This is a genomic window from Streptomyces sp. NPDC046859 (genome assembly GCF_040645135.1).
GTDB lineage: Bacteria > Actinomycetota > Actinomycetes > Streptomycetales > Streptomycetaceae > Streptomyces.
The window spans coordinates 1-23,237 of the sequence record NZ_JBEYXR010000047.1 but is presented as its reverse complement, the minus strand read 5'-3'; the positions used below and the strand labels follow the sequence as shown (position 1 = coordinate 23,237).

At 69.1% G+C, this 23,237-nt stretch carries 16 protein-coding genes and 11 pseudogenes; 19 read left to right on the top strand and 8 right to left on the bottom strand.

The genetic code is table 11. The annotated features are described in order from the left end of the window. The 3 genes and pseudogenes from ABZ899_RS35955 to ABZ899_RS35945 all read left to right on the top strand — a co-directional run. Positions 1 to 144, top strand: a pseudogene (locus tag ABZ899_RS35955) (DNA-directed RNA polymerase subunit alpha); the annotation flags it as partial. Between the two features lie 646 nt (positions 145 to 790). Next, entirely contained in the window at positions 791 to 1,636 is an 846-nt protein-coding gene (locus tag ABZ899_RS35950; protein WP_361354978.1) for an FAD-dependent oxidoreductase, read from the top strand. Continuing rightward, positions 1,633 to 2,064 carry an L-threonylcarbamoyladenylate synthase gene (locus ABZ899_RS35945; RefSeq protein WP_361354975.1) on the top strand — a complete coding sequence of 144 codons (432 nt, stop codon included), beginning with the start codon at positions 1,633 to 1,635 and terminating at the stop codon, positions 2,062 to 2,064. Before ABZ899_RS35950 ends, ABZ899_RS35945 begins: the two co-directional genes overlap by 4 nt. Positions 2,065 to 2,603: 539 nt before the next feature. On the opposite strand, the gene ABZ899_RS35940 is transcribed toward ABZ899_RS35945, so the two are convergent. Next, positions 2,604 to 3,743 (bottom strand): helix-turn-helix domain-containing protein, encoded by a 1,140-nt coding sequence (locus ABZ899_RS35940; RefSeq protein ID WP_361354972.1) that lies wholly within the window; start codon positions 3,741 to 3,743, stop codon positions 2,604 to 2,606. An 87-nt stretch (positions 3,744 to 3,830) separates the two neighbouring features. On the opposite strand from ABZ899_RS35940, the gene ABZ899_RS35935 reads away from it, so the two are divergent. Both ABZ899_RS35935 and ABZ899_RS35930 read left to right on the top strand, forming a co-directional pair. Further along, complete coding sequence (locus tag ABZ899_RS35935; protein ID WP_361354970.1) at positions 3,831 to 4,886, top strand: ferredoxin reductase; 1,056 nt, start codon at positions 3,831 to 3,833, stop codon at positions 4,884 to 4,886. Between the two features lie 7 nt (positions 4,887 to 4,893). Then, entirely contained in the window at positions 4,894 to 6,012 is a 1,119-nt protein-coding gene (locus ABZ899_RS35930) for an acyl-CoA desaturase (RefSeq protein WP_361354967.1), read from the top strand. Positions 6,013 to 6,452: 440 nt separating this feature from the next. Here the strand turns inward: ABZ899_RS35930 and ABZ899_RS35925 are convergent. Both ABZ899_RS35925 and ABZ899_RS35920 read right to left on the bottom strand, forming a co-directional pair. Beyond that, a pseudogene (locus ABZ899_RS35925) lies at positions 6,453 to 6,749 on the bottom strand (RNase J family beta-CASP ribonuclease); the annotation flags it as partial. A 135-nt stretch (positions 6,750 to 6,884) separates the two neighbouring features. Further along, positions 6,885 to 7,157, bottom strand: a pseudogene (locus ABZ899_RS35920) (hypothetical protein); the annotation flags it as partial. On the opposite strand from ABZ899_RS35920, the gene ABZ899_RS35915 reads away from it, so the two are divergent. Together ABZ899_RS35915 and ABZ899_RS35910 are read left to right on the top strand one after the other, a co-directional pair. Further along, complete coding sequence (locus ABZ899_RS35915) at positions 7,109 to 7,468, top strand: hypothetical protein (RefSeq protein ID WP_361354965.1); 360 nt, start codon at positions 7,109 to 7,111, stop codon at positions 7,466 to 7,468. The pseudogene ABZ899_RS35920 and the gene ABZ899_RS35915 sit on opposite strands and share 49 nt — an antisense overlap. A 386-nt stretch (positions 7,469 to 7,854) precedes the next feature. Further along, positions 7,855 to 8,428: pseudogene (locus tag ABZ899_RS35910) on the top strand (IS30 family transposase); the annotation flags it as partial. A 144-nt stretch (positions 8,429 to 8,572) separates the two neighbouring features. On the opposite strand, the gene ABZ899_RS35905 reads toward ABZ899_RS35910, so the two are convergent. Next, complete coding sequence (locus ABZ899_RS35905; protein ID WP_361354962.1) at positions 8,573 to 11,011, bottom strand: bifunctional serine/threonine-protein kinase/ABC transporter substrate-binding protein; 2,439 nt, start codon at positions 11,009 to 11,011, stop codon at positions 8,573 to 8,575. A gap of 1,683 nt (positions 11,012 to 12,694) precedes the next feature. Here ABZ899_RS35905 and ABZ899_RS35900 point away from each other — a divergent pair. Together ABZ899_RS35900 and ABZ899_RS35895 are read left to right on the top strand one after the other, a co-directional pair. Next, positions 12,695 to 13,741, top strand: coding sequence for a hypothetical protein (locus tag ABZ899_RS35900; protein ID WP_361354959.1), 1,047 nt, complete (start codon positions 12,695 to 12,697; stop codon positions 13,739 to 13,741). 590 nt (positions 13,742 to 14,331) lie between these two features. Further along, complete coding sequence (locus ABZ899_RS35895; RefSeq protein ID WP_361354957.1) at positions 14,332 to 15,432, top strand: hypothetical protein; 1,101 nt, start codon at positions 14,332 to 14,334, stop codon at positions 15,430 to 15,432. A gap of 320 nt (positions 15,433 to 15,752) precedes the next feature. Here ABZ899_RS35895 and ABZ899_RS35890 read toward each other — a convergent pair whose 3' ends face one another. Both ABZ899_RS35890 and ABZ899_RS35885 read right to left on the bottom strand, forming a co-directional pair. Beyond that, entirely contained in the window at positions 15,753 to 15,911 is a 159-nt protein-coding gene (locus ABZ899_RS35890) for a hypothetical protein (protein WP_361354954.1), read from the bottom strand. A 52-nt stretch (positions 15,912 to 15,963) separates the two neighbouring features. Further along, positions 15,964 to 16,154, bottom strand: a pseudogene (locus ABZ899_RS35885) (IS5/IS1182 family transposase); the annotation flags it as partial. 345 nt (positions 16,155 to 16,499) lie between these two features. Here ABZ899_RS35885 and ABZ899_RS35880 point away from each other — a divergent pair. From ABZ899_RS35880 to ABZ899_RS35860, 5 genes and pseudogenes are all read left to right on the top strand, one after another. Further along, positions 16,500 to 17,198 carry a hypothetical protein gene (locus tag ABZ899_RS35880; RefSeq protein WP_361354951.1) on the top strand — a complete coding sequence of 233 codons (699 nt, stop codon included), beginning with the start codon at positions 16,500 to 16,502 and terminating at the stop codon, positions 17,196 to 17,198. A gap of 108 nt (positions 17,199 to 17,306) precedes the next feature. Further along, positions 17,307 to 17,553, top strand: a pseudogene (locus ABZ899_RS35875) (hypothetical protein); the annotation flags it as partial. A gap of 53 nt (positions 17,554 to 17,606) precedes the next feature. After that, positions 17,607 to 18,098 carry a hemerythrin domain-containing protein gene (locus ABZ899_RS35870; protein ID WP_361354948.1) on the top strand — a complete coding sequence of 164 codons (492 nt, stop codon included), beginning with the start codon at positions 17,607 to 17,609 and terminating at the stop codon, positions 18,096 to 18,098. Positions 18,099 to 18,350: 252 nt separating this feature from the next. After that, positions 18,351 to 18,661: pseudogene (locus tag ABZ899_RS35865) on the top strand (dienelactone hydrolase family protein); the annotation flags it as partial. Between the two features lie 148 nt (positions 18,662 to 18,809). Next, positions 18,810 to 19,589 (top strand): VOC family protein, encoded by a 780-nt coding sequence (locus ABZ899_RS35860; protein WP_361354944.1) that lies wholly within the window; start codon positions 18,810 to 18,812, stop codon positions 19,587 to 19,589. Here the strand turns inward: ABZ899_RS35860 and ABZ899_RS35855 are convergent. Both ABZ899_RS35855 and ABZ899_RS35850 read right to left on the bottom strand, forming a co-directional pair. Next, positions 19,570 to 19,788 (bottom strand): annotated as a pseudogene (locus tag ABZ899_RS35855) (hypothetical protein); the annotation flags it as partial. The gene ABZ899_RS35860 and the pseudogene ABZ899_RS35855 sit on opposite strands and share 20 nt — an antisense overlap. A gap of 137 nt (positions 19,789 to 19,925) precedes the next feature. Continuing rightward, complete coding sequence (locus tag ABZ899_RS35850) at positions 19,926 to 20,729, bottom strand: class I SAM-dependent methyltransferase (protein ID WP_361354941.1); 804 nt, start codon at positions 20,727 to 20,729, stop codon at positions 19,926 to 19,928. Between the two features lie 223 nt (positions 20,730 to 20,952). Between ABZ899_RS35850 and ABZ899_RS35845 the strand changes: the two are divergent. From ABZ899_RS35845 to ABZ899_RS35825, 5 genes and pseudogenes are all read left to right on the top strand, one after another. Next, a pseudogene (locus ABZ899_RS35845) lies at positions 20,953 to 21,208 on the top strand (transposase); the annotation flags it as partial. A 165-nt stretch (positions 21,209 to 21,373) separates the two neighbouring features. Beyond that, positions 21,374 to 21,505: pseudogene (locus tag ABZ899_RS35840) on the top strand (transposase); the annotation flags it as partial. A 404-nt stretch (positions 21,506 to 21,909) separates the two neighbouring features. Then, on the top strand, positions 21,910 to 22,245 hold the full coding sequence (locus tag ABZ899_RS35835; RefSeq protein ID WP_361354939.1) for a hypothetical protein: 336 nt from the start codon (positions 21,910 to 21,912) through the stop codon (positions 22,243 to 22,245). A gap of 76 nt (positions 22,246 to 22,321) precedes the next feature. Beyond that, complete coding sequence (locus ABZ899_RS35830) at positions 22,322 to 22,762, top strand: hypothetical protein (RefSeq protein WP_361354936.1); 441 nt, start codon at positions 22,322 to 22,324, stop codon at positions 22,760 to 22,762. 257 nt (positions 22,763 to 23,019) lie between these two features. Then, positions 23,020 to 23,145 (top strand): annotated as a pseudogene (locus ABZ899_RS35825) (IS5/IS1182 family transposase); the annotation flags it as partial. Positions 23,146 to 23,237: the final 92 nt, after the last annotated feature.

The window sequence follows — 23,237 nt, the reverse complement described above, 5'->3', positions numbered from 1 at the left end:
ATCGACGAGGTCAAGGCGAAGCTGGCCGGCATGGGCCTGGCCCTCAAGGACAGCCCGCCCGGATTCGACCCGACCGCCGCCGCGGACGCCTTCGGCGTGGACGACGACGCGGACGCCGGGTTCGTAGAGACCGAGCAGTACTGAACGCTGCGATGCGCCGGACATAGCGACACTGCGCGCACGGGGACAGGAGAACCTCCACGCCGCCTGTTGGGCGGTCTCGACCGGGTCCGCGCCCGCGCGGGCTGACCCGCGATCATCCATCCCAAAGTGGCCTGCGTTGTGGGATAACCCCGCTCTGCACCGACTGAGGGCAAACCCCTCGAAGAATCCCTTCGCGGCGAGGATCATGGCGGGATGGCTGCATACCTCTACGACCGGCTGGTGACGGAGGACGAATACCGCCAGCGCATCCGGCGGCACCCCCCAGCTCACTGCTGCCGCTGATCGCCGCAGCGGCGGCACGCTACAGCCCTCCGGAGCGGCCACAGCCCTGGCTGAAGAGCCCGTCGGTGAAATACACGCCCTGGGCTCTGGCTGACGCGGCCCGCGTCTGCCTGGCCTACGGCACCGAATACCAGCGTTCCCAAGCCACCGAGCGTGATCTGCTGGAGATCCTGGCGGCGTATTTACAGTGGTTCCAGAAGCGGTACGTCGGTGAGGTGGAACCGGCCAGGGTCGTCAGCGTCGACCGCGGCCCAAACACTTCCGGGTTCCTTGTGGGACTCGACGACGGCCGGCAGTTGACGGCGGCGGCCGTTGTGGTGGCGACCGGGTTGAACGGACTGGCGTGTATACCGCAGGAGTTGCTGCGCCTCGCGCCGGAAGGGCCGGGAGCCGGTGTCTTGGTGTCGCACACCAGCACCACAGCGATCTGTCGCGGTATGCCGGACAACGAATCGCGGTCGTCGAGGCAGGCCAGTCCGCGCTGGAGAGCGCCGCGCTGCTGCACGAGGCCGGAGCCCACATCGAGGTGCTGGTGCGGGAGCAGGGCGTTCGGTGGGGCTCGGTTCGGCGGCTCGGCCGGCCCTGGCTGCAGCGGCTCGCGCAGCCTGCTTCGCCCCTGGGGACGGGGTGGACGCTCGGCGCGGTCTGCCGGGCACCGGGCTGGGTGCGGCTGCTGCCCGCTGCTGCCCGGCTGCTGCTGTTCCGCCGGGCGCTGGGGCCTTGGGGCGGCTGGTGGCTGCGCGACCGGGTCGAGGATGTCGTGCCGGTGCGCACCTCGTGCCGTGTCACTCGCGCCGAGGCATCCGGCTCCACCGCCCGGGTGGAACTCACCGGCCCGGGCGGTTCGGAGAGTCTGGCCGTCGACCATGTGCTGGCCGCCACCGGCTACCGCCTCGACATCGACGCGCTTTGCTTTCTCGCCCCAGCGCTACGGCGCGGCATCGTCCGCGTGCCGGGCTCCAAGACACCTCACCTGACCAGGACTTTTCAAACATCCGTGCCTGGCCTGTACCTCGCTGGTTCGCTGGCCGCCCCGGTGTTCGGTCCCATGATGCGCTTCGTCGCCGGAACGGAGTACGCCGTCGCTCGCGTCGCCTGCGATGCCGCCCGATGGGTCGTCGCTCCACGAGCGTGGACGGGGCTGTGCGGAATGGGGGGGAGCAGAGCAGCGGGAGGATGGCCGGCGTGACGGCAAGAACCAGTGACATTGAGAAGGCGGCTGGTGTGCTGCGTACGGGCGGGCTGGTGGCCCTCCCGACCGAGACGGTCGACGGTCTGGGCGCCAATGCCGAGGACCCCGTCGCCGTCGCGCGCATGGCGACGGCCCGCCTGCTGGCCGAACACTTCTGGCCGGGGCCACTGACGCTGGTCCTGCGGCGCGGTCCCCGGGTGCCCCTGGAAGCGACCGGTGGCTTGGAGACGGTGGCCGTGCGCGTGCCCGACCACCCCGTCGCCCTGGCGCTGCTGGCGGCCTTCGGCGGCGGTGTCACAGCCCCGTCCGCCAGCCGCTTCGGCTCGATCAGCCCCCACCACCGCGGACCACGTCCGTGCCGAGCTTGGGATGCTGTCGACTTCGTGCTGGTCGGCCCGTGCGAGGTCGGCGTCGAGTCAACCTGAAACCCTTCCTCGGGCACTGGAGCCCTTACGGTCCCACCCACTGAACGCCCGCACCGCACATTGTGCGCCCACAATCGCAGTTCAGGAGCTCTTCGCGACCGGTTCGATCGCGGCACACCGACCTGGTGGGTCATCGGAAAGGTGTCGACCTGAGCGATCTTCGGAAAACTCGAGGTGAGGCCCCATTTCCTGGCCCGTCGCCATGCACGTGGGTGCCCAGGGAGTCAAAGGGGCGTCACGGCCGACAGTCCGCCCTTTCAACCCGGTCGCTCCAGCCTTCCCCATCATCCTGCTCGACGCGACCGGCGTCCTCCTCGGCCAACTCTCGCTGAGCCGCGACCGGGTGTGGCTGGTCGTGCGAGACGCGGGCCTGACGGATCGGCAGATGGGCGACTCATGGTGGAACGCCCCCTGTCAGCCGACCTGCTGCACCTTGGTCGCGTCGCTCACCCGAACCGTCCCGGCTGCAAGGACGTCCAGGTAGACACCGAGCACGATGCCAGGATCCGCCGGGAGTTCGTGGATGGTCCAAGTACGCGTCAACTGGCCCGAAGACCGACCGCCAGCGTCAGTTCAAGGACCCGGTGTGGCGATGCGAGATCCGGAAACAGCTCCCGCAGCTGCGACATCCGGTATCGGACTGTCTGGGGATGGACGAACAACGCCGCCGCCACCTCGTCCCGCCTGCCCTGGTGCAGCAGCCACGCCCGCAACGTCTCCTCCAGCCGCCGTGCGGTCGCGACAGGCAAGGTGCGCAACGGTGCGAGGGCTCGGGCACGCAGGTCCGCGTACGCGTCAACGTCGGCGCTCAGCACCAGCTCGGGCAGGTGGTCCTCGGTGTCGCGGATATCAGAGGAGAGGGAGCGCGCGCGTAGGGCTCTTGCGTACGAGGCGGACGCACGGGTCCATGGCCGGGCGGGGCCGACCACGGCGGTGCGGTCGGTCAGCTGCCGCAGGAGATGTGATCGGTCGGCATCGGGGACGAGCAGCACACCGGTGGCGTCCGGCAAATCATCGAGGACGAGGGTGCTCGGGTCGAGCGCGCGGTAGGCAGGCCGGGCCTGGGCGGCGGGCAGCAGGACCGCCGTCAGCGAATCCGGAGGCTGCCACCCGGCCCGTTGAGCAGAGGCCAGCGACACGTCCGGGCTCGCGCCGGCGAGGAGGTCGCGGGCCAGGTGTTCCAGGTGGCGCTCGTGGGCCCTGCCCCGGGCGGCCAGTTCGTCGGCGTGGCCCGCGGCGCTCGCGGCGGAGAGCTCGTCGATGTAGGCGAAGGTCAGCTCGGCAAACTTGGCCACTTCGGCGGCGGGCAGACCTGCGGACACGGCACCCGCTGCCAGGCATCGCCAGGCCACGCGGGCGCCGACGCGGTAGGCGCTGAGCAGGGCGTCCATCGAACGGCCGTCGCGCACCTCGCCGCGGCCCAGCTCGTAGGCCGCGTCACCGCCGTCGCCGCCCGTGGCGTTCCCGCTCGCGAGGTCCAGGTAGTGCCCCAGAGCGGTGCGAACGGCTCGGCGGATGGTGCCGCCCATGTGGCCCGACAGGGCGTTGGCGTAGGAAGGGACCTCGTCGATGATCGCCTGGACGACCTCGTCGGCGGTGGTCTTCAGCGCGGCCCTCAGTGCGGTGACCGTCGTCTCATCCAGGGCCAGTTCGCTGGCCCTCTGGGTTACGCGACTCACGTTTTTATTCCCTGCGAACAATTCAACCCACCAGATTCACGTCCTACGGTCAGGACTTTACGCCCTGAGACGCAGCAAGCTGGAGTCATGACGAGTGCAACCCTCCGCGGCAGGGCGTGGAAACTGCTGGAGATGGTCACGACGCCGCTGCTGCCGTCGGACTACCTCGACCTGGTCAGCCCACTTCGTGCGGGCGCTGACTTGCGGGGGCGCATCGAGGCCGTGCACCCCGAGACGGATGACGCCGCGACTGTCGTGATCAGGCCGGGACGGGGCTGGCGCGGCCACACAGCCGGTCAGTACGTGCGGATCGGGGTCGACGTCGACGGGGTGCGCCTGTGGCGTGCCTACTCCATCACCTCGCCGACGAACCGTCAGGACGGCCGCGTCACGATCACCGTGAAGGCGATCCCGGACGGCAAGGTCAGCAACCACCTGGTCCGCAGGGCGAAATCAGGCACGTTGATCCAGCTCGACCAGGCGACTGGTGACTTCGTGCTGCCGCAGGCCAAGCCCGCCAAGGTGCTCTACCTGACGGCCGGCAGCGGCATCACGCCCGTGATGGGCATGCTGCGCGACATCGAGTTCGACGACGTCGTCATGGTCCACTGCGCGCCACGGCCGCAGGATGTGATCTTCCGCAACGAACTGCACGAGCTGGTCGCGGACAACAAGCTGCGGCTCATCGAGGTGCACACCGACACAGACGGCATGCTCGACGTCGCCCGTCTCGACGAACTCGTGCCCGACTGGGCCGAGCGCGAGACCTGGGCCTGCGGGCCCGTGGGCCTGCTCGACGCCGCCGAGAAGCACTGGAGCGAGCACGGCGTCCCGGAGCGCCTGCACACCGAACGCTTCCGCCCCGGCATCGTCGTCGCCGGCGAGGGCGGCGAGGTCACGTTCAGCGCCACCGGCAAGACCGTCGACGCGGGCGGCGCCACGCCGTTGCTGGACGTCGGCGAGGAGGCCGGCGTGCTCATGCCCTCCGGGTGCCGCATGGGCATCTGCTTCGGCTGCGTCACGCCGCTCAAGGCGGGCGCCGTCCGCGACCTGCGCACCGGCGAGATCACCGAGGCCGAGCCGGGCGTCCTCATCCAGACCTGCGTGTCCGCCGCGGCGGGCCCCTGCGACATCGAACGGTAGGAACACCTTGACCGCAATCGACCCCACCGCCCACCTGACCGCGGAGCAGATCGAGGAGCTCGGCCGCGAGCTGGACGCGATCCGCGACGAGGTGATCGCCGGCCGCGGCGAGAAGGACGCCGCCTACATCCGCAAGGTCATCTCGGCGCAGCGCAAGCTCGAGCTGGTCAGCAGGGGCGTGCTGCTGTTCTCGATCTTCCCACCCGCGTGGCTGCTCGGCACCGCCGGTCTGTCCGTGGCGAAGATCATGGACAACATGGAGATCGGCCACAACATCCTGCACGGCCAGTGGGACTGGATGCGGGACCCGAAGATCCACTCCACCACCTGGGAATGGGATCACGTCTCGCCGGCCGACCAGTGGAAGCACTCGCACAACGAGCTGCACCACACGTACACCAACGTGATCGGCAAGGACAACGACCTCGGCTACGGCATCATGCGCGTCGACGAGGACCAGAAGTGGCACCCGTTCCACCTCGGCCAGCCGCTGTGGAACTTCATCAACGCCTGCTTCTTCGAGTACGGCATCGCAGCGTACGACCTGGAGCTCGGCAAGAACCTGAACAAGCGCCGCCGCAAGAACCCGGAGTTCCGCGCGCGGGCCAAGGCCGTGGGCCGCAAGATCCGCAAACAGGTGCTCAAGGACTACGTGATCCACCCGCTGCTGTCGGGCCCGTCGTTCCTCCCCACGCTCGCCGCCACGTTCACCGCGAACCTGGTCCGCAACATCTGGTCCCACTCCGTGATCATGTGCGGGCACTTCCCCGAGGGCGTGCGGGTCTTCGAGCGCCGGTCGATCAAGGGCGAGACGCGCGGCCAGTGGTACCTGCGCCAGATGATGGGCTCGGCGAACATCAGCGGCAGCAGGGCCATGCACTTCATGACAGGCAATCTGTCGCACCAGATCGAGCACCACCTGTTCCCGGACCTGCCGAGCAACCGGTACGCCGAGGTCGCTGTGAAGGTACGCGCGCTGTTCGAAAAGTATGAGCTGGAGTACGTCACCGGACCGCTTCCCAAACAGGTGTTCTCCGCGTGGCGCAAGGTCTTCCGGCTCTCGCTGCCGAACAAGAAGCCCGAGGTCAAGACGCCGGACCATGAGCAGGAGCTCGTCGCCGCCTGATTGTTACAAGCGCCTGGCTCACGAACCCGAGGTCAGGCGCCCTTGTCCGCAGGCTCCAGAATCGCCACGCACTCCACGTGATGCGTCATCGGAAACGTCACAAGGTGTGAGGACGGGAGAATCTGCAGGCCACATGGGGTTTTCCTGCCTTGGGCGCGGGCTGTGAGGTGGCCGGAACGTCAAATGAGCGTCATGTCTGACGGACTTTCTCTCCTCCTTTGGCCGGTACACCGGGCTGTCCGCGTTTCCGATGCCCGTGGCCGTCATCTTGCTGCTCGGGCGGCAGGTCAGCTGCGGGATGCCCGGCGCAGCGCTCGCCAACGGGCCGCACGGGCCGACGCGGTGGGCGGTGATGAGGCTGGACATCAGGACCGACTCGTCGCCGGGTTTCACCTCGCGCACATCGGCGTCCGCCCCCGGACGCCTGCCCGGGCGGTGGCTCAGGCGTCGATGATGGGGATGATGAGCGGCTTGCGGCGGTGGGTGCGGAACGTCCAGTTCGCCACGGCGCGGGCGATGAGCTGTTCGAGTTGGCGCGCGTCCCCGTCCTGGGCCGCGGTGGCCAGTGTCTTCTCGATGACGGGGATGACCGGCTCGAAGGTGGTGTCGTCATGGACGAAGCCGCGGGCCAGGAAGTCGGGGGCCTCGGCGAGGGCGCCGGTGTCCGCGTCGACGATCGCCACCACCGTGACCACGCCTTCGGAGGCGAGGGTGAGGCGGTCCTTGAGGGACGCTTCACCGCGCACTACATCGCCATCTCCCTCGCCGTCTACTGACGGTGGAGCCGTGCGGACACGAGCACAATCTCTGCGCGCCGCAGCCGGGCCACGCGCGAGCGTGACAGTCCGCCGACACCGGCGGGCCCGATCACCTCAGGCTGCGGCCGACGGACTGGACGATCCGCCGGTGCGCCGGTATTCGGCGTCGATGCGCTGGGCTTCTTCGAGCTGGTATTCGAGGATGATGATCCGGCATGCGGCCTCGATCGGGGTGCCCTGGTCGACGAGCTCACGCGCGCGGGCCGCGATGCGCAGTCTCGCCCGGTTGCGCCATCCTCCAAGCCGCCCGCGCGGGCCGGTGCATAGAATCCGATCCCATGCCGAAGCTTGACGAACTGCTCGTTGCGATAGCTGCCCTTGTGGAGTCCGGGCAGAGCAATCAGATGTCCCTGACCGTGGTCACCAGTGGTGCTGTCATCACCGGTCGGCTGGCTCCGGAAGCCATGTGGAGGCAGAGGGTCTCGGAGGTGCTGACGGACTCCGCCGATCTGGGCGAGTTCTCCGCCGCCTTCGACAACCCCGCGAGGGAGGACGGACCGCCCGCGCATCTGCATTTCCACGTCGCCCGGATCCTGCAGGGTACGGTGGGGATCCCGGAGACAGGGGGGATGTACCGCGTCGCGATCGAGGACGTCAGTGCCTGGACCGTGGGCGACTTCAGCTACTCGGACCACTAATTCACGGACCCACGGCACACAGTGAAACCCCACCGGCACGCTTCCGTTCTAGTGGTCGTCGCAACGCCCTGGTTCAGGGCGTGCGATGGACTTCGAGATCCGGAAGGATCGGCGGCCTCAGGGCCCAGGAGGTTGGACCCTGAGCGGGAGGGATACCCCCGCCTCGGGATCTTGGAATAGGGAACACGGAAGCCTACCGGATCATCGGCATCAACCGCCGCACCGGCAAGCGTTGGCTCTACGGCCGGCAGGCATCCGGGAGGTACAGGGTAGCCCCCGCCCATCGTGGACACGGGGCTGCCCTGGCAAGCACCCGAACCCCCGGCTCGCCCTGAGGAACCCGTTGATCTGCCACGGCTCTAGGGGCACGCTTCCCCGACCAGCCGGAGATGCACGTGGTCCCCGAGACGGTCTACCAGGCGCTTTACGACCAAGGCCGCGCGGGGATGTGAGGCGCGAGCTGACCCGGGCCCTGCGGACCGGACGCGCGATACGCCGCCCGCACCGGCACTCGGCGGCCCGCCGATCGCGGTTCGCGCACCCCATGGTCATGATCAGCGAACGGCCCGCCGAGGCCGCCGACCGGGCTGTCCCCGGCCACCGGGAAGGCGACCTGATCGTCGGCAGGAACAACGGCTCCGCCCTCGGCACCCTGGTCGAACGCAGCACCCGCCACCTGATGCTCATGCACCTCCCACGCGACCACGGTGCCGCTGCTGTCCGCAACGCGCTCACCGCGACCGCCCAGACCCTCCCGCCCCACCTGATGCGGTCTCTGACCTGGGACCAGGGCATCGAGATGGCCTCCCACCGCGCCTTCACCGTCACCACGGACATCCCAGTCTAATTCTGCGACCCGGCCAGCCCCTGGCAACGCGGCTCGAACGAGAACACCAACAGCCTGTTGCGACAGTAATTCCCAAGGGTACCGACCTATCCCGCCACACCCGTGAGGACCTGGGCGCCGCCGCCACCGGGCTTCACTCCGGAGAACATGACGTATCCGGATGATTTTCCGGTGGCAGATGGCGGCCATCCCTGCAATGGGGGGTGGAGGTATCACCATCATCCGCCGTTCGGCACCGGCCCTTCATCGGCTCGGTGTCACGGAGCCGCGGGGCCGCTGGTCACGCTGGTCCACCGCCCGGATTCGACCGAGATCACCGTCAGGCGCCGGTTGCGGGTGTCGCCGTAACCGTCGAAGGCGACCCGGCCCGTGACTCCGTCGAAGGTGAGCCGCGACACGGCCTCGGGCATCCTCGCCCGCGCGTCCCCGGGCAGAGTGCCGTCGTTGGCCTTCACCAGGGCCTTGACGGCCTCGATGATGCTCCAGGCGGCGTCGTAGGCGTACGGCCCGTACCAGCCGGCTGTCTCGGCATACCCCGCCTTGCGGTACCGGGCGAGGAAGTCCGCCCCCTTCGCCTGCTGTTCGGCGGGCACGCCGATGTGCACGGCGAGGTCTCCGTCGACCTCCGGTCCGGAGGTGAGGTACTGCTGGTCGTAGATGCCGTCGCCGCCCATCAGGGGGACGTCGACCCCGGCTTGACCGAGCTGCCGGGAGAGCGCCCCGGCGGTGTCGTAGTAGCCGCCGAAGAAGACCGCGTCGGCGCCCGAGGCCCGGACCTTCGCCACGAGGCCGGAGAACCCCCTCTGGTCGGTGTCGACGTGCTCCCGGCCCACGACGCTCCCGCCGAGCTTCTCGAACTCGGCCGTGAACCCGGAGACGAGTGCGGTGCCGTAGGTGGTCCGGTCGTCGACGACGTACAGCTTGCCCTTCCCCGCGTCGTTCCGCAGATATCGCGCGGCGAAAGGCCCCTGGTCCGCGTCGCTCGTCAGAGTGCGGAAGTAGGTGTCGTGCGGACGGGACTTGCTACCGGAGGCCCAGTCGGGGCCCAGCGTCAGGACGGGGCTGGTGTTGGCCGGCGAGACGTTGACGAGACCGGCCTCGGCCAGGGGCGGCACCATCGACTCCGCCACGCTGGAACTCACGGGGCCGACCACGCCGAGCACCTTCGCGTCGGACACGAAGCCCACGGCGTTCGTCGCGCCCTTGGCGGGGTCGCCCGAGTCGTCCACCGCCTTGATCTCGAAGCGCACACCGGGGACGACCTTCTTCTCGTTCGCCGTCCGGACGGCGAGGTCGGCGGAGTTGCGCACACCGAGGCCCAGCTCCGCCAGCGCGCCCGTGAGCGGTGCGTCCACACCGATCGCGACGGTGACGGCGGAACCCTCGGCACCGCTCCCGGCCGCACCGCCGCCGTGCGGCTTCTCGTTGTCGCCGGACAAGGTCCAGGTCACTGCGGAACCGGCCGCGAGCGTGGCCAGAGCCGCGCCCAGGATCACGGAGCGCCGGGTGAGGACACGTGCCCGTCCGGCCCTCCGGTCTCCCGCTTCCGCCGTGACGGTCGCCTTCAGCGACACCAGGTCCTCCGTGGGCGGAGGAGGTACGGGTCCCGGCACGGGCGGCGGACTGGTCGGGCGGTCCGGGACCGGCGGGGGACTGGTCGGGCGGTTCGGGACCGGCGGGGGACTGCTCGGGCGGTCGGGGCTCGGACGCCGGGGATCGACCGGTGTCGACCCGGGGTCCGGGACCGTGGGAACCCGCGGGGCCGAGGGGGCGGAGGGTGGGGAGGGTTCGGTGGGGAGCGCCGGATCCGCCTCGGCGACCCGTTCCGCTTCGGGTGCGCGACCACGCTCGTCCGCCTCCTCGGCGGCCGGGAGGGAGCGGAGCACCGACGCCAGCATCCGGCCGGCCTCGGCGGCACCCACCCGCTGCTCGGGATCCTTGACGAGCAGCGCGTCCAGCACCGGCGCGAGCGGTCCGGCGTGCACCGGTGGTCGGTGCGGGCGGGTGAACACGGCCACGGCCAGGGCGTGCAACCCGTCCGCGTCGAACGGAGGCTGCCCCTCGACGGCGTGGTACAGCGTGGCGCCCAGCGCCCACAGGTCGTTGGCGGGAGTCGGCCGCTTCCCCTCGAGCTGCTCCGGGGGCATGTACTGCGGTGTGCCGATGACGATTCCGCTGCGGCTGAGCTTCGTCGTGGCGTCCGCGAGGTGCGCGATGCCGAAGTCGGTGAGGACGACCCGGTCCTTGGTCAGGAGCACGTTGTCCGGCTTGATGTCACGGTGGACGATCCGCGACCTGTGTGCCTCGGTCAGGGCGTCGAGGACGGTCGCGCCGATCTCGGCCACCCGCCGCACGGGCAGCCGGCCCTGTGTGCGGATGGCGGCGGCCAGCGACGCACCGCGGACGAACTCCATGACGATGACGGGGGCACCGCGGTGCTCCACCACGTCATGGATCGTGATGATCCCCGGGTGGCTGAGAACGACCGCGGCACGGGCCTCACCGGTGAAGCGTCCGACGAGCGTGGCCCGCTCGTCGTCGTCCATCCCCGGAGGGAAGAGGATCTCCTTGACGGCGACCTCGCGTCCGAAGAGCTGCCGGTCCTGGGCACGCCAGACGCGGCCCATGCCGCCCTGGCCGATGCGTTCGATCAGTTCGTACCGGCCTGCGATGAGTTCGGGGTTCTGCTCGGTCACGCGAACACTTTAGGTCTCGGTCGGGCCGTTCGGGTGAGGGAGGAGCGCGATGGTGGCTCTAGGGGTCACGCTCGTCACCTTTCAGGTATACGAAGGTGTGGCCGCGGGAGCTGGTCTGCTGGCCGGCGTCACCGGAGGTCTCGCCCTGACTTGCGCCAGCCTGATCACGCGCCGGACCAGCAACGGCGGGCAGGGGCTCTCTCGGCCGCGCCGGACGTCCCGGCCCGCTACGGCCGGGGGTGCCTCGTCCGGGCGCAGCCCTCTGCACTCGGGCGGTCCGGAGAGGGGCGCACATCCCGGCTCGGCGACGGCCCTGGGTACGTTGAAGCGCCGCGTGGAGGCCAGCAGGAGCGGCGATGCCGGGAGCGGTACGAAGGGTGGGACGGACGTGAGCGAGGATCTCTGAGGCGCAGCCGTTCCATGTTTTCCAGGGCCACCGTGACAGCGGGTGGGTCTGCGGTCAGTCCCAGGTACGAACATCGTCACGAGCGCGATGAAGGAGATCGGCACGCCCACGAAGCGTCGCACGCATCAGACGGGCGAGGCGCGGGATCGCGGCGAAGAGGTCCGGACGCGGTCCGGGGACGGCGTGTACGACCGTGAACCCGACGCTGGCCCGGCCGTGAGGCATTCGGCCCACGGGTCATTGGCCGAGTGCGGCCGGCGTCGGAGGCAGGTGGCCGTGTGGACGCCCCGTGCCCAGGGCCACCGGTATCGGAGTCGCCGGTGGCGGTGGCTGGTTCGGGATCGCGCTGGGGACCGGGAACATTGGGCCGGCGTTCGTGTGGCCGTTCCTCGCCTGCGTTGAGATGGGCATGATGTACGACCTGATCCGTCGGCTCCTGGACAGGAGTCCCTGACGGTGAGGCGGCCAAAGGTCTTCGGAGCGCGGCGGACGGGGCGTCCATGCTCGCGCAGCTCACAAGGACCGCCGTGCCGTCCTTCAGAGGCGGGGCTGCAACCGGCGTGGAGGAAGCCGAGGCACGGGAACTGGTCGTACCGGCACGGCCGTTGGGCCTGGTCCGGGATCACGCGTGCCCTTGCCGTGGAGCCGGTGGGCGAACCGCCTCGGCTCGTCGGCCGGCGGTGAGTGGATGGTCTGGCCGCTGTAGCCGGGCCGTCCTCTTCGGCGTCCGGCGGCAGATAGGGGTAGGCACCGCGCAGATTTTCAGAACGCCTGGCTGACGGCTGACGGCTGACGGCTGACGGCTGACGGCTGACGGCTGACGGCTGCGGCGGGGGAGGTCGAATTCGCAGGACCGGGCCCCGGTGTCGATGCACCAGAACAACGAGCCTTCGGTGTCGGGGGATCCTCAGCAGGTCAGCGTATACACCCCGGTTGGCTGGGTGCGGGTATGACGGCGCCCGAGCTGGGGTCTGGCTGTCGGTGTGGTCGTGGGCTTGTGCGGCGGTTCCTCCATCTGCCGCCCTGGGGGGCGTGGCGAATCTTGAGTCCCAATCAATTCCATGGTGCTGGACGCGGGCAACAACTACCCGTGCTCACCGCCGTGCTCCAGGGCGGCCGATGCCGCTGAACTCAATGGGACGTCAACTGTTAGACACCGTCGCGGAATTGTTCGATCTGGTGTGCATGGTCACTACAGGGAGGGGCATCCGTCGCAGGTGTCCTGCTCCTGTTCGCCTGCCTCTTTTGGCACCCCGATCGATGAGGACGACCATCTGATGAGAAGACCCGGCCTTCGCGCCGCCGTCGGTGTACTGATCCTGCTGTTGCTGCCGCTGTTGGGTACGAGCACTGCCGCGGCGGCCAAGCCGCTGACCGAGCCGACCTCCACGGCACTTCCGATCTCCTATCACGCGGACATGGCCGTGGACGCCGTGCACCGCAGGCTCTACATCGCCGACATCGTCACGAGTTCCGTGCTCGTCACGGACTTCGACGGCAGGCTCCTGCGAACCCTCAAGAACAAGCCGGGCGCGGCGGACCTGGTGCTGTCCCCCGACTCACGCACGCTGTACGTGGCGCTCAGCGGCGGCGACGCAATCGCCGCCGTCGACACCGGCACCTACCGGGAGAAGGCCCGCTACGCCACCGGCGACGGAACCGCGCCGCTGCGGCTGGCTCTCGCGGGCAACACCCTTTGGTTCAGCTACGGATCCGACTGGGACAGCAACATCGGCTCACTCGACCTCAGCGGCACCCGACCCACCGTCCGCCTCGGTCTGGTGCCCTGGGGCACCTGGGCCGGGCCGCCGATGCTGCTGTCCTCACCGGCGGCATCGGGTGTGGTCATCGCCGCCGAGCAGTACCTGTCCTCGTCGAACGTGACGGTCTACGACGTCAGCACGGGAACCCCTGTCGTCCGCACGAGCCAGGACAACCCCGGTGGGGTGAGCACCATCAACGACCTCGCGCTATCCCCCGACGCCGCCACCCTCTTCATCGTCGGCGGCTACCCCTACCACCACCTGGCGTTCCGGCTGAGCGACCTCTCCGTCGCGCACACGTATCCCACCACTTCCTATCCGAATGCGGCTGCGGTGTCCGTGAAGGGTGAGGTCGCGGCGGGCATCGACAACTCGTACGGGCAGGACGTCTACCTCTTCCAGACCGGTGTCGACACCCCGTCCCGGATCGTCGACTTGGAACCGGGCAGCGGCCGGTCCCTGCGGCCGCACGGCTTGACCTGGTCGCCGGACGGCACCCGGCTGTTCGCGCTGACCGGCGAGTACGGCGCGAACCTGACCCTGCACGTGATCCCCGCGTAGCCTCCCGCGCCCCCCTGGAGCAGCGACGCGGAACGAGGGACCGCCGCCGCCCATGCGGTGGCGGTCCCGTCACTCCCGGCGCAGGAGGGCGACGGGGCGCCGGCCAGGTCCCTGGGAATCTTGTTCGGCGACATGGTGTCCGGGAGCGTCGCCACTCGGCGTGGTCCGCCCACCCGCGGCTTCGAACGGCGGTGACTGCTCTCAGCCCAACTGGGAACGTGGTCCACGACCCGCGCGGCTGCGCGTCACTGTTCGCAGGTAACTCTTGTCGGCCCAGCCCTCCACGCCGGCTTGACGGTCTGGTCGTTCGATGGCACCTGTCGCCTCCACGACATCTCGGCCGGCAACGGACCCGAGACTCCCGCTACAACTGCCTTCTCATTCCTGACCTGCAGAGACCCCATCACGAACTTCGGAAAGCGAACGATTTCTGAGACGAGGGAATGCGTCTTTGTCTGCCTGCCGATGGGGGCCAGCGTGTCATGGGGCGCCGACGTGGTCTCGGGGGCATCCTGTGGGCACTGGTGAGCGCCGGGGCAGCCGATGAGAAGGGTCCGGTGATACGGGTGTCGTCGCAGAGCGTTACGGTCGTGGCTCTCCTGGCGGATCCGGACGCGCCGACGGAGATCGCGCAGCACATGGCTCGGGTACTTCCGGCTCGACTCGCCCAGAAGTCGGGTCAGGGACGACGGTTCAGTGTGGAGGTGGTCAGTGAGCCCTTCACCGCGGGGACCGAGGACCTGGCCACCTTGATGCGCCGGATCATGGACCGCAGGCGTGCGGAGAACTGGGACATCGTCGTGGCCCTCACCGACCTTCCGCTGCACTCACACGGGCACAAGCTCGTTGTGGATCTGAGCCATGAACACGGCTTGGCGCTGCTGTCACTTCCTCCGCTGGGGGGCCTGCGTCTTCAGAAGAGAGCCACGCGGGCGGTGGAAGAAGCCGTGCTCAGCTTGGCGAAGCCGCGAGCCACGAGAGCTGAGGAACCGCCGCGGCATCAGCCGCTGGGGCGCTTCGTCAGCCGTCTCGCGCCTGTTCACCCGGGTCCGGTCGGTGAGGACGAGATCTCTGATCAGCGGTACGTCGTCAGCGGGCCGCGCGGTTACCTGAGGGTGCTCGCCGGTATGGTCCGCGCCAACCGGCCGTGGCGGTTGGTGCCGGGCCTGTCGAAAGCCTTGGCGGCCGCACTCGCCACGGGAGCCATCGCCACCGTGAACTCCACCATCTGGAGCCTGTCCGAGGCCCTGAGCACGCCGCGTCTCGTGATCGCCATAGTCGGGTCTGTCACGCTGATGATCGGCTGGCTGATCGTGGATGCGAACCTGTGGCATCGACCAACAGACGCCTCGCCGGAGGAGAAGAAGAGGACGAGCCTCTACAACGCCTCGACGGTCATGACCGTGGGTATCGGGGTGATCGTCTGCTACGTAGGCTTGCTCCTCATCAACTTGGTGTATGCCCTGTTCATCCTCAGCGACCGCGTCTTCGCCTCCACAACACGGACCCCGCTGCACGCCACGGAGTACTGGACACTGGCCTGGTTCGTCGCTTCGATCGCCACGGTGGGCGGCGCGCTGGGATCAGGCTTCGAGAGTGACGAGGCGGTCCGGGCAGCCGCCTTCTCCAAGCGCGAACAGGAACGTCGCAACGCGCTCCACGACGACCACGGTGACCAACCCTCGAAGTGACCCGAAACCGGCACATACGGTTCCCGGGTGTGCTTGCCGGCACCGCCGCTCACCGCTGCTGGCGTGCTGGTGGTACGGACTGCACGCGGCGTCATCGTGCGCGCTCACCAGCACACTGCCGGTGCCCGAATCGGGGGCGCCGGGCCCTCGGACGTTCGCACGGCGGTTTGACCAGCAAGATCCATCTGGCCTGCGATGCCGGCGGGGGAGTGCCCAGCGGCTCATCGAACAAGTCGGTGAAGGCGTCCGCTTGGAGCTGGTTCACTACTACCGTTATCGTCACGCTCCATCAGCCTCCGTTACCTCAGTGGCCCCCAGCGTCAACGCCTCGATGCCATACGGACGGACACCATGCCGTGCGGGTCCATGTGGAAGAAGGTGTGTCCGGCGTTGCAGCCGGTGAACTGCTTCCGCATCCGCAGGTGGTCCTCGGACTGCGCGGTGAGGACTTCCCCGCCCCCGTAGATGGTCGGGGTCACGTTCGTGTAGATCTCGCGCTCGACGCCCCAGCGCTCACAGAGGTCGATTCCTTCCGACGCGGAAACCTGCTGCGAGGCGGGCGTAGGTGTCGCCGTATCGCAGGTGGGCACGAGCGCGGCCTGCCGGCCACAGGTCAGACGATGCCGGCGGGAGCCGATCCGTCGACGGTGGCCTGCGAGGAGATCGGATAGGTGTTGTAGAGAGCGGCTGGAGAGGTCGATACCGGACGGGTAGACCAGCACGCGGAAGCTCCTGACAGGCTGGTGATCTTGGTTGAAAAGCCGCCTACTGGGGGCTTCATCCTGTTGGCAGCCCAACGGTGTACAGCTGATGCAGGTTGCAAAGGCCCAATGTCAGCGCCGTGCTGTTCACTTGCCCGCGTGGACGCCTCAGCTCTGCGCGCCCGTCTGAACGACGCCTGGCGCGCGCCCGAATTGCACTGCCCGCTACCCATTCATGGGGCAGGGCATGTCTGTGTGCCCAGTGACGCGGAGGATCTGGCCGAGCTGGAGCGCGTCGCTGCGGACGTGGTTGACGGGGCTGGTCTGCCGGTACGTGCCTGGGTCGTCGGGGGTAGGGCGGCAGGGGTGCCCGACGGTCCGCCGGTGGGCGGGGAGGGCGGGCTCCCCATCGGCGGGGAGGGTGGGCTGCTGGAGCTGCGCGGGTGGGTGCTGGCCGGGCACTGGTTGGGATACGGCGTGACGGCCACCGCCGACGGCCCGCGCCGCGTCGTGATCCTCGCCCGGCGCGCGTTCACCCGCCCGCCCGGGGTCGGGTGGGTGGCGTTGCTGCGGGAGGCCACCGGGTGGACGGAGCCCGATCGGTGCGGCGTCGACTGGGCCGCGGCGGAGGCGGCGCTGGGCACCGCGCTGCCCGGTGACTACAAGGACATCGTCGACGCCTTCGGCGCGGGCAGCTTCGACGAGTACCTGGACCTGCTGGTGCCGGGTGGGCCGGGCACGGATCTAGTCTCCTGGGGCCAGAACATGGCGCGGTACGCCGACCTGCACCGGCCATACCCGGTCCATCCCGCGCCCGGCGGCGTGCTCATGTGGGGGACCTCCGAGCAGGAGCTGACCTTCCACTGGCTGACCGGACCGGCCGATCCCGACCACTGGCCGGTTCTGGTGCAGTACCTGGACGGTGAGTGGCAGCGCTTCGACTGCGGCACCGGCGAGTTCGTGCTGCGCCTGCTCACCGACCGCACCCCGCCGTTCGCCTTCCCGCCCTCCGCCGGACCGTTTCCCCACTGGTTCGCCTCATGGGAGCTGCCGGAGGGCCAATAGGTCGTTTTCTCCCGACTGTTTCGTCCCGCAATCTAGGGTTTGGTCTGTGGTGTCGGGTCGCGCCGGGAGATGGTGTTCTCGCTGGTGAGGCGGCGGGCCATGAGGTCGGTCATAGCGTGCTGGGTCTTCGACCGCACCGAGAACCGCGAGCGCAGCTACCGCTTGGCCCGGCGCGGCGCCCGCCTCACCGCCCGCGGCGTGGCCCTGTCCCGCTTCCGCGTCCCGCCCGCTGGTCCTGGAGGTCCGCGAACTCTTCAACGACTTCCTGCCGGGAATGACGAAGGCCCCCTGGCCCCGCGAAGCCGGAGCTGATCCCGCCCGTTTGGCGAGTCATCCCCGCGCAGAGTGGGGGTAGACGGTGGGCACCCGAACACTTCGCATACTTCGCACGAGAGAATGGTGCCCCTCATGGCCGAAACCCGGGACGTCGTCGAACTCATCCTCCAGGACCACCGCCGCATGGAGGACCTCTTCCGGCTGATGCGCAGCGTCGAGGCCGACCGGGCGGCGGCGCTCAAGGAGTTCGCCGATCTGCTGGTCGCGCACGCGCTGGCGGAGGAGGCCGAGGTCTACCCGGCCCTGAAGCGGTACCGGAACATCGACGACGAGGAGGTCGAGCACGGCGAGCACGAGCACGAGGAGGGGAACCAGGCCCTCCTGAGCCTGCTGGAGGTCGACGAGGTCGGCTCCGAGGAGTGGGACTCCAAGCTGGAGGAGCTGGTGGAGGCCATCACCCATCACGCCGACGAGGAGGAGCGCACCATCCTCAACGGCGCCCGCGAGAACGTCGCGATGAAGCGCCGTGATGAGCTGGGCGCGGCGTTCCTGGCAGACCGCGAACGCCACCTCAAGGAGGAGCCCGGCTCGATCGAGAACCTGCGCCGGATCGTCGGTTCCTGACCTCGTCCGCCCCTGGGTGGCGCGGGCCTCGGAAGGGCCCGCGCCACCTCCCGTCAGCCGGGCAGGAGGTCGCACCACTTCCGGGAGTGGCCGGGGCCGTGTCCGGCGAAGAGGGCTGCACGCGTCGTCGTCGGCGGGGGCTTCGCACGAGCCCGGCCGGAGGCACTCGTAGTGGTCGTGAGGCCATCGAACCCAGAGCTGGGTGTCGCGGTCGATGTCGCCGAGATGGCCGTCGTGGGCGCCGTCGTGGGCGGCACCGTCAATGCTGTGACCACCGGCCGACCGGGCGAGGCGGCGCGCATCCGCTGCCCGGTGTGGACCGGGGTTTAGGGTCAGAGGACCCGATCGTGCCGCCCGCACAACGGGAGACGTTCACGGCCGGGATGCGGGCGGCGGGCGTCGACTGGCGCCTCATGGTCCACGGCGGCGCCTGGCACGCCTTCCACCACCCGTCGGTCGACCACCCCGTGGTCCCCGGCGTCGGCCATCACCCACGGTATGCACAGCGAGTGTGGCTTGGCATCGTCGGCCTGCTGGCGGAGTGCCTGCCCGTGGGGGAGTGACCGGGCGAGTCCGGACTCAGCTCTGTACGACCAGGCACGCCGCACTCCCCTCCCCGACGCACTGAGAAGCGAGCGGCGTGTCGCAGGAGTGGGGACGTATCGGGGCGTAAGGGTATCCACGCGGACACACCACCAGGGAGAGGCAACGATGCCCGACGTCAACACCCCGTACCCGACCGGCGCCCCCTGCTGGGTCGACCTGATGGCGCAGGACCAGCAGGCCGCCCTGGACTTCTACCGGGACCTGTTCGGCTGGCAGGGCGCGCCCGGTCCAGCCGAGTTCGGCGGATACGCGGTCTGCAAGCTGCACGACAGGCCTGTGGCCGGGATCGGCCGGGCGATGGCCCCGGAGGGCATGCCGGACCCGCCCACCGTCTGGACCCTCTACCTCGCCACCGGCGACGCGGTCGCGACCCAGGGCCGGATCATCGCCGCGGGCGGCAACCCGTTCGCCCCCGCGACGGATGTCGGCAACCTCGGCCGGATGCTGGTCGCCACCGACCCGCAGGGCGCGGTGTTCGGCGTCTGGCAGCGGGGCGAGTTCTCCGGCGCGGGCGTGGTCAACGAGCCCGGCGCGCTGACCTGGAACGAGCTGCACACCACCAACGTGGAGGCCGCAGCCGCCTTCTACGGCGAGGTGTTCGGCATCGAGACCACACCGATGGAGGGCCTCGACTCCTACTGGGAGCTGCGCGTGGACGGCCTTACGGTCGGCGGTGTCACCCTCCTCGCCGACGAACCGCCCGGCACCCCGGCCCACTGGCTGACGTACTTCGCGGTCGACGACGTCGACTCCACGGTGGACGCCCTGGTCCGCCGCGACGGCAACGTCCTCGTCCCCCCCCTCGACATGTACGCGGGCCGCACGACGGTGGTCACCGACCCGCAAGGCGCGCCGTTCGCGATGATCAGGCCGACCGGTTCGTGAGACCGCGCTCCGCGGTGGGGGCGGGCCCGTCGGCGGTGGCCCCACCGCCGCGGGGGTAGCGGGCCCGCATGGCGGACCTGGCGGCGAACACGTAGGCGTGGCTGTCGTCGAGGGGACGGCCCGTCCTCGCATCGACGACCACGGACTCGACCTCTTCGCCGCTCGTGGCGTCGATGAGGATCATGCTGCGCTGTTCGGGAGTGGACGGGCGTTGCCCGACGCTGCGCGGCGAGGACCGCCCTGCAGCAACCGCTTCAAGCGCTGAACACCTCGCGAAGAACCCGCTGCAGGCGGTCGCGAGCTGGCAGGTCGGCAACGACAACGACGAAAGGCGGATCAGCGCGTCGGCTCAGACGTGCCTCGCGCCTGGTCGCGGCTGGCGACCACCAGGTATCCATCGCTCTCGGGGTCGAAGGTGGTGGACTGCACCGTGAGCCCGACATTCCGCAACTGCGCCACGAGGTCCTCGTACCGGTAGGGCCAGATGGACAACCGCTCCGAGCAGGCTCGCACTGCCCCATCCGGCTCGATCTGGGCGACCACGATCTCGAGGAAATGTTCCTGCTCCCAGCCTTGCTCGATCTGCCAGTAGTAGCTGACGACCGCATCGCGGTCGTTGCGGCGGATGAGCCGATCGCGGACGTCTACCCGTGAGCCGGCGGAGCGCACGAGCTCCCAGTTGCGTGAAGTGAGCACGAGGCGTCCGCCCGGATTCAGCAGCCGCGACATCGCTTCCAGTGCGGTCAGGCGCCCGGCCGCGCCCTCGGCGTGCCCGAGCGAGTTGCCGACGCAGAACACCAGATCGAACGTGGAGTCCTCCAGGTGGTGGGGCAGCTCGTCCCAGCTCGCGCGGAGGGCTCGAAGCGAGACACCCTGCTCGTCGGCGGCCTTCTCGGTCCGGCGAACCATCCCATTGCTGGCGTCTGCGGCGACCACGTCAAGGCCAAGACTCGCGAGACCGACGGCGAGTTGGCCGGTTCCACACGCGCAGTCGAGGACGCGCGCGTTGGGCGGCAGAGAGCTCACGACATCGCTGTAGTAAACCGCGGCTGCTTTGGCGGGGGTCAACCTGTCGTCCCCGATCAGCCACTCGTATACGTCGGAAAGCACCCCGTAACCAGCCACCGCGATAATCTCCATCACTCGATGAGACGCGGGCTGGACCGCGCCTGCGATTCGGACCTTGCGCCTCGCACTGTGCCGGGCTGTGTCAGCGAAGCTGAGCAGGACCCAACCACTTCCGGCTGCTGAGACTCCACCGGATTTCGTGGGAAACCGCGACACGCCGTACAGACGCAGGTCCCGACTCCACCGGCGCGCCATCGGCCACGATTGGGGACCTCGGCCAGCAAGCGCGCGTTCACTGCGGAGCGCTTCACAGCGGCTAACACGGGATGGTTTGGCGCCGTTGCTGCCGCAGCGCGAGCGGCGCTTCCGGTATCCCGGCCGCAGACCGCTGCGGGACCAAGAGGTGCTCTGCGGGATCCTGTATGTACTGCACACCGGAATCCAGTAGGAGCATCTGCCTCATAGAGCTCGGCTTCGGCTCCGGCATGACGTATTGGCGCAGGTTGCGGGACTGGAACGAGGCCAGCATCTGGCAACGCTTGCATGAGGTGGCCGCGTCGAACGGCCGCGCCGCAAGCCTGGGGCTCACCCGCCCCGACCGCCTCAAGGACCACTAGCGGGAACGCATCGAGGCCGCCCGCACCGCCTGCCACGAGATGACCGCTCGGGCCGACCTCATCCACTGCTTCGCCGTACTGCTGTATCCCGCCGACGGCAACGCCGCCCTCACCCTGCCGCACCACAACGGCGGCACCGAAGGTGTCAACAACAAAACCAAGCTGATCAAGCACCAGATGTACGGCCGCGCGAGGTTCCCCCTCCTCCGTCACCGCATCCTCCTGGTCTGACCACACCCTCCGTCACCACCGACTACGGCACGGACCCAACGATTTACAGTCCCCGCTCTTTGACGGCGACTGGACCACCCAGAGCACCGTCCGTGCCCTGCTGGCCTGCACGCCCGCCCAGGCAGGGGAGTGACCCCCTCACCTCCGGGGGCCTGGTTGCGGTGTTCCTGCGGGTTTCACTTGTCTTTGACACCATCCGCCCCATGGTTCTGCCGCGAGATAGTGGGGGCATGAGGGGGAAGCTGCGAGCACATAGCCGGAAGGCCGCGAACGAAGCCATAGCCAGACTGGACGGCGACCTTGGTGAGCTAGGGCTTCCGCCGGCCTCCCGGCGATTGCGAGTGGCTGTCCGGGCGAGGCACCATGCGTCCCCTGTGATGCTTGCCGCGGTTGAGATTCCTGCCATGCTCGTCGCGGTGCTGTGGGTCGACGCCATCTCTACAACGTGGGTGAAGGGCAGGTTGTGGTCCCCGCTGAAACCGTTCGCTCAGGTACCTGTTGACGGTTGGGAAGCCCTGCGGAGCGGGCATTTCGATACCGTTTCGGAGACGCTGAGCATCTCGATCTTGATGCCGTGTGTGGCGGCGGCGATCTTCCTGCTGTTCTGGGTCGTCCCCCTTGTGCTGGCCGTCGCGACCTCGGCAGGGCGCGGCTGGTCCCTGTCCAAATCAACCCGTATGGCGACCCGGTTCCGTTCCATCAGCGACCGCGAATGCGATCTCCGTGTGCGCTCGCGTTAGGGAGGCGCGGTGGCAGAAGCAGCCCAGGGAACTGCGGCGGCTGGCTCGCGCACTGTCCCGAGTCGAAGACGAGGTCATGCGCCTGCACCGCACGAGCGGCCGCCTGCCCGTGCGGTCCCATCGCAGGCAGCGGCTCAAGGGTCACGCAGGCCTCGTTGTAGCGGCCCTGCGCCGCGCGGAGGCACGCATCGACAGCGATGGGGATGCCGCGCTCGCGCCGCTGGCTTCCCTGCTCGCCACAATCGCTGAGCGCGTCGCCAACGGACGCATCGGTGCACTTCTCGATGAGCAGCACTTCCCCGAAGACCTGACGCCGGCCCGGGACCTTGAGCCGCTCCGCCTGGCAGCTGCCGCCGTGCTCGTGGCGGCCTGCGCCGTCGGCGTTGCCCTCCTTCCGCTGCCCGACGGCGCGGACGCCTACGTCATCGGCGGCTGCGGCATCGTGATCCTCGCCGTGCTGTACGGCCGTCGCGTGCACCAGTTCCTTGACGTCCTGGACGTGCTCAGGGGCGGATGACTGGACTTCGTGTACCGGCTCGCGGCGTCCTGCAAGTCACGCTGGCCAGCGGCACGAGACCCGTCACCCCGCACCCGAGGCCGAGGCCCGACGCCCTTGCACCGAGGGAAGCTGCCCGTTCCAGGGAGGATGGACCGACGCCGTTGAGACGGGCGGTGGCCTCCAGCGAGCGCAGCAGGGCCGACAGCGCATTGACCGCGACCATGCCCGATCTTTCCAACAGGGTCCCACCGATCCGCTCCCGCCGCGGCCCGTGTCGCCGGCGACCGGCCGAGCTCCACACCGACAAGGGCTATCACTGCGACCACCTGCGTCGATGGCTGAGCAGGAGAGGTATCCGCCGGTGCATCGCCCGTAAGGGCATCGAGTCCTCCCAGAGGCTAGTGTCCTGCGCCGGTAGTCCGTCGTTAGATCTCGTATGAGTTCTTCTGCCGGGGTGCCGGTGCCGCGTCGTGGTCCGAAGTTGGAACCGCTG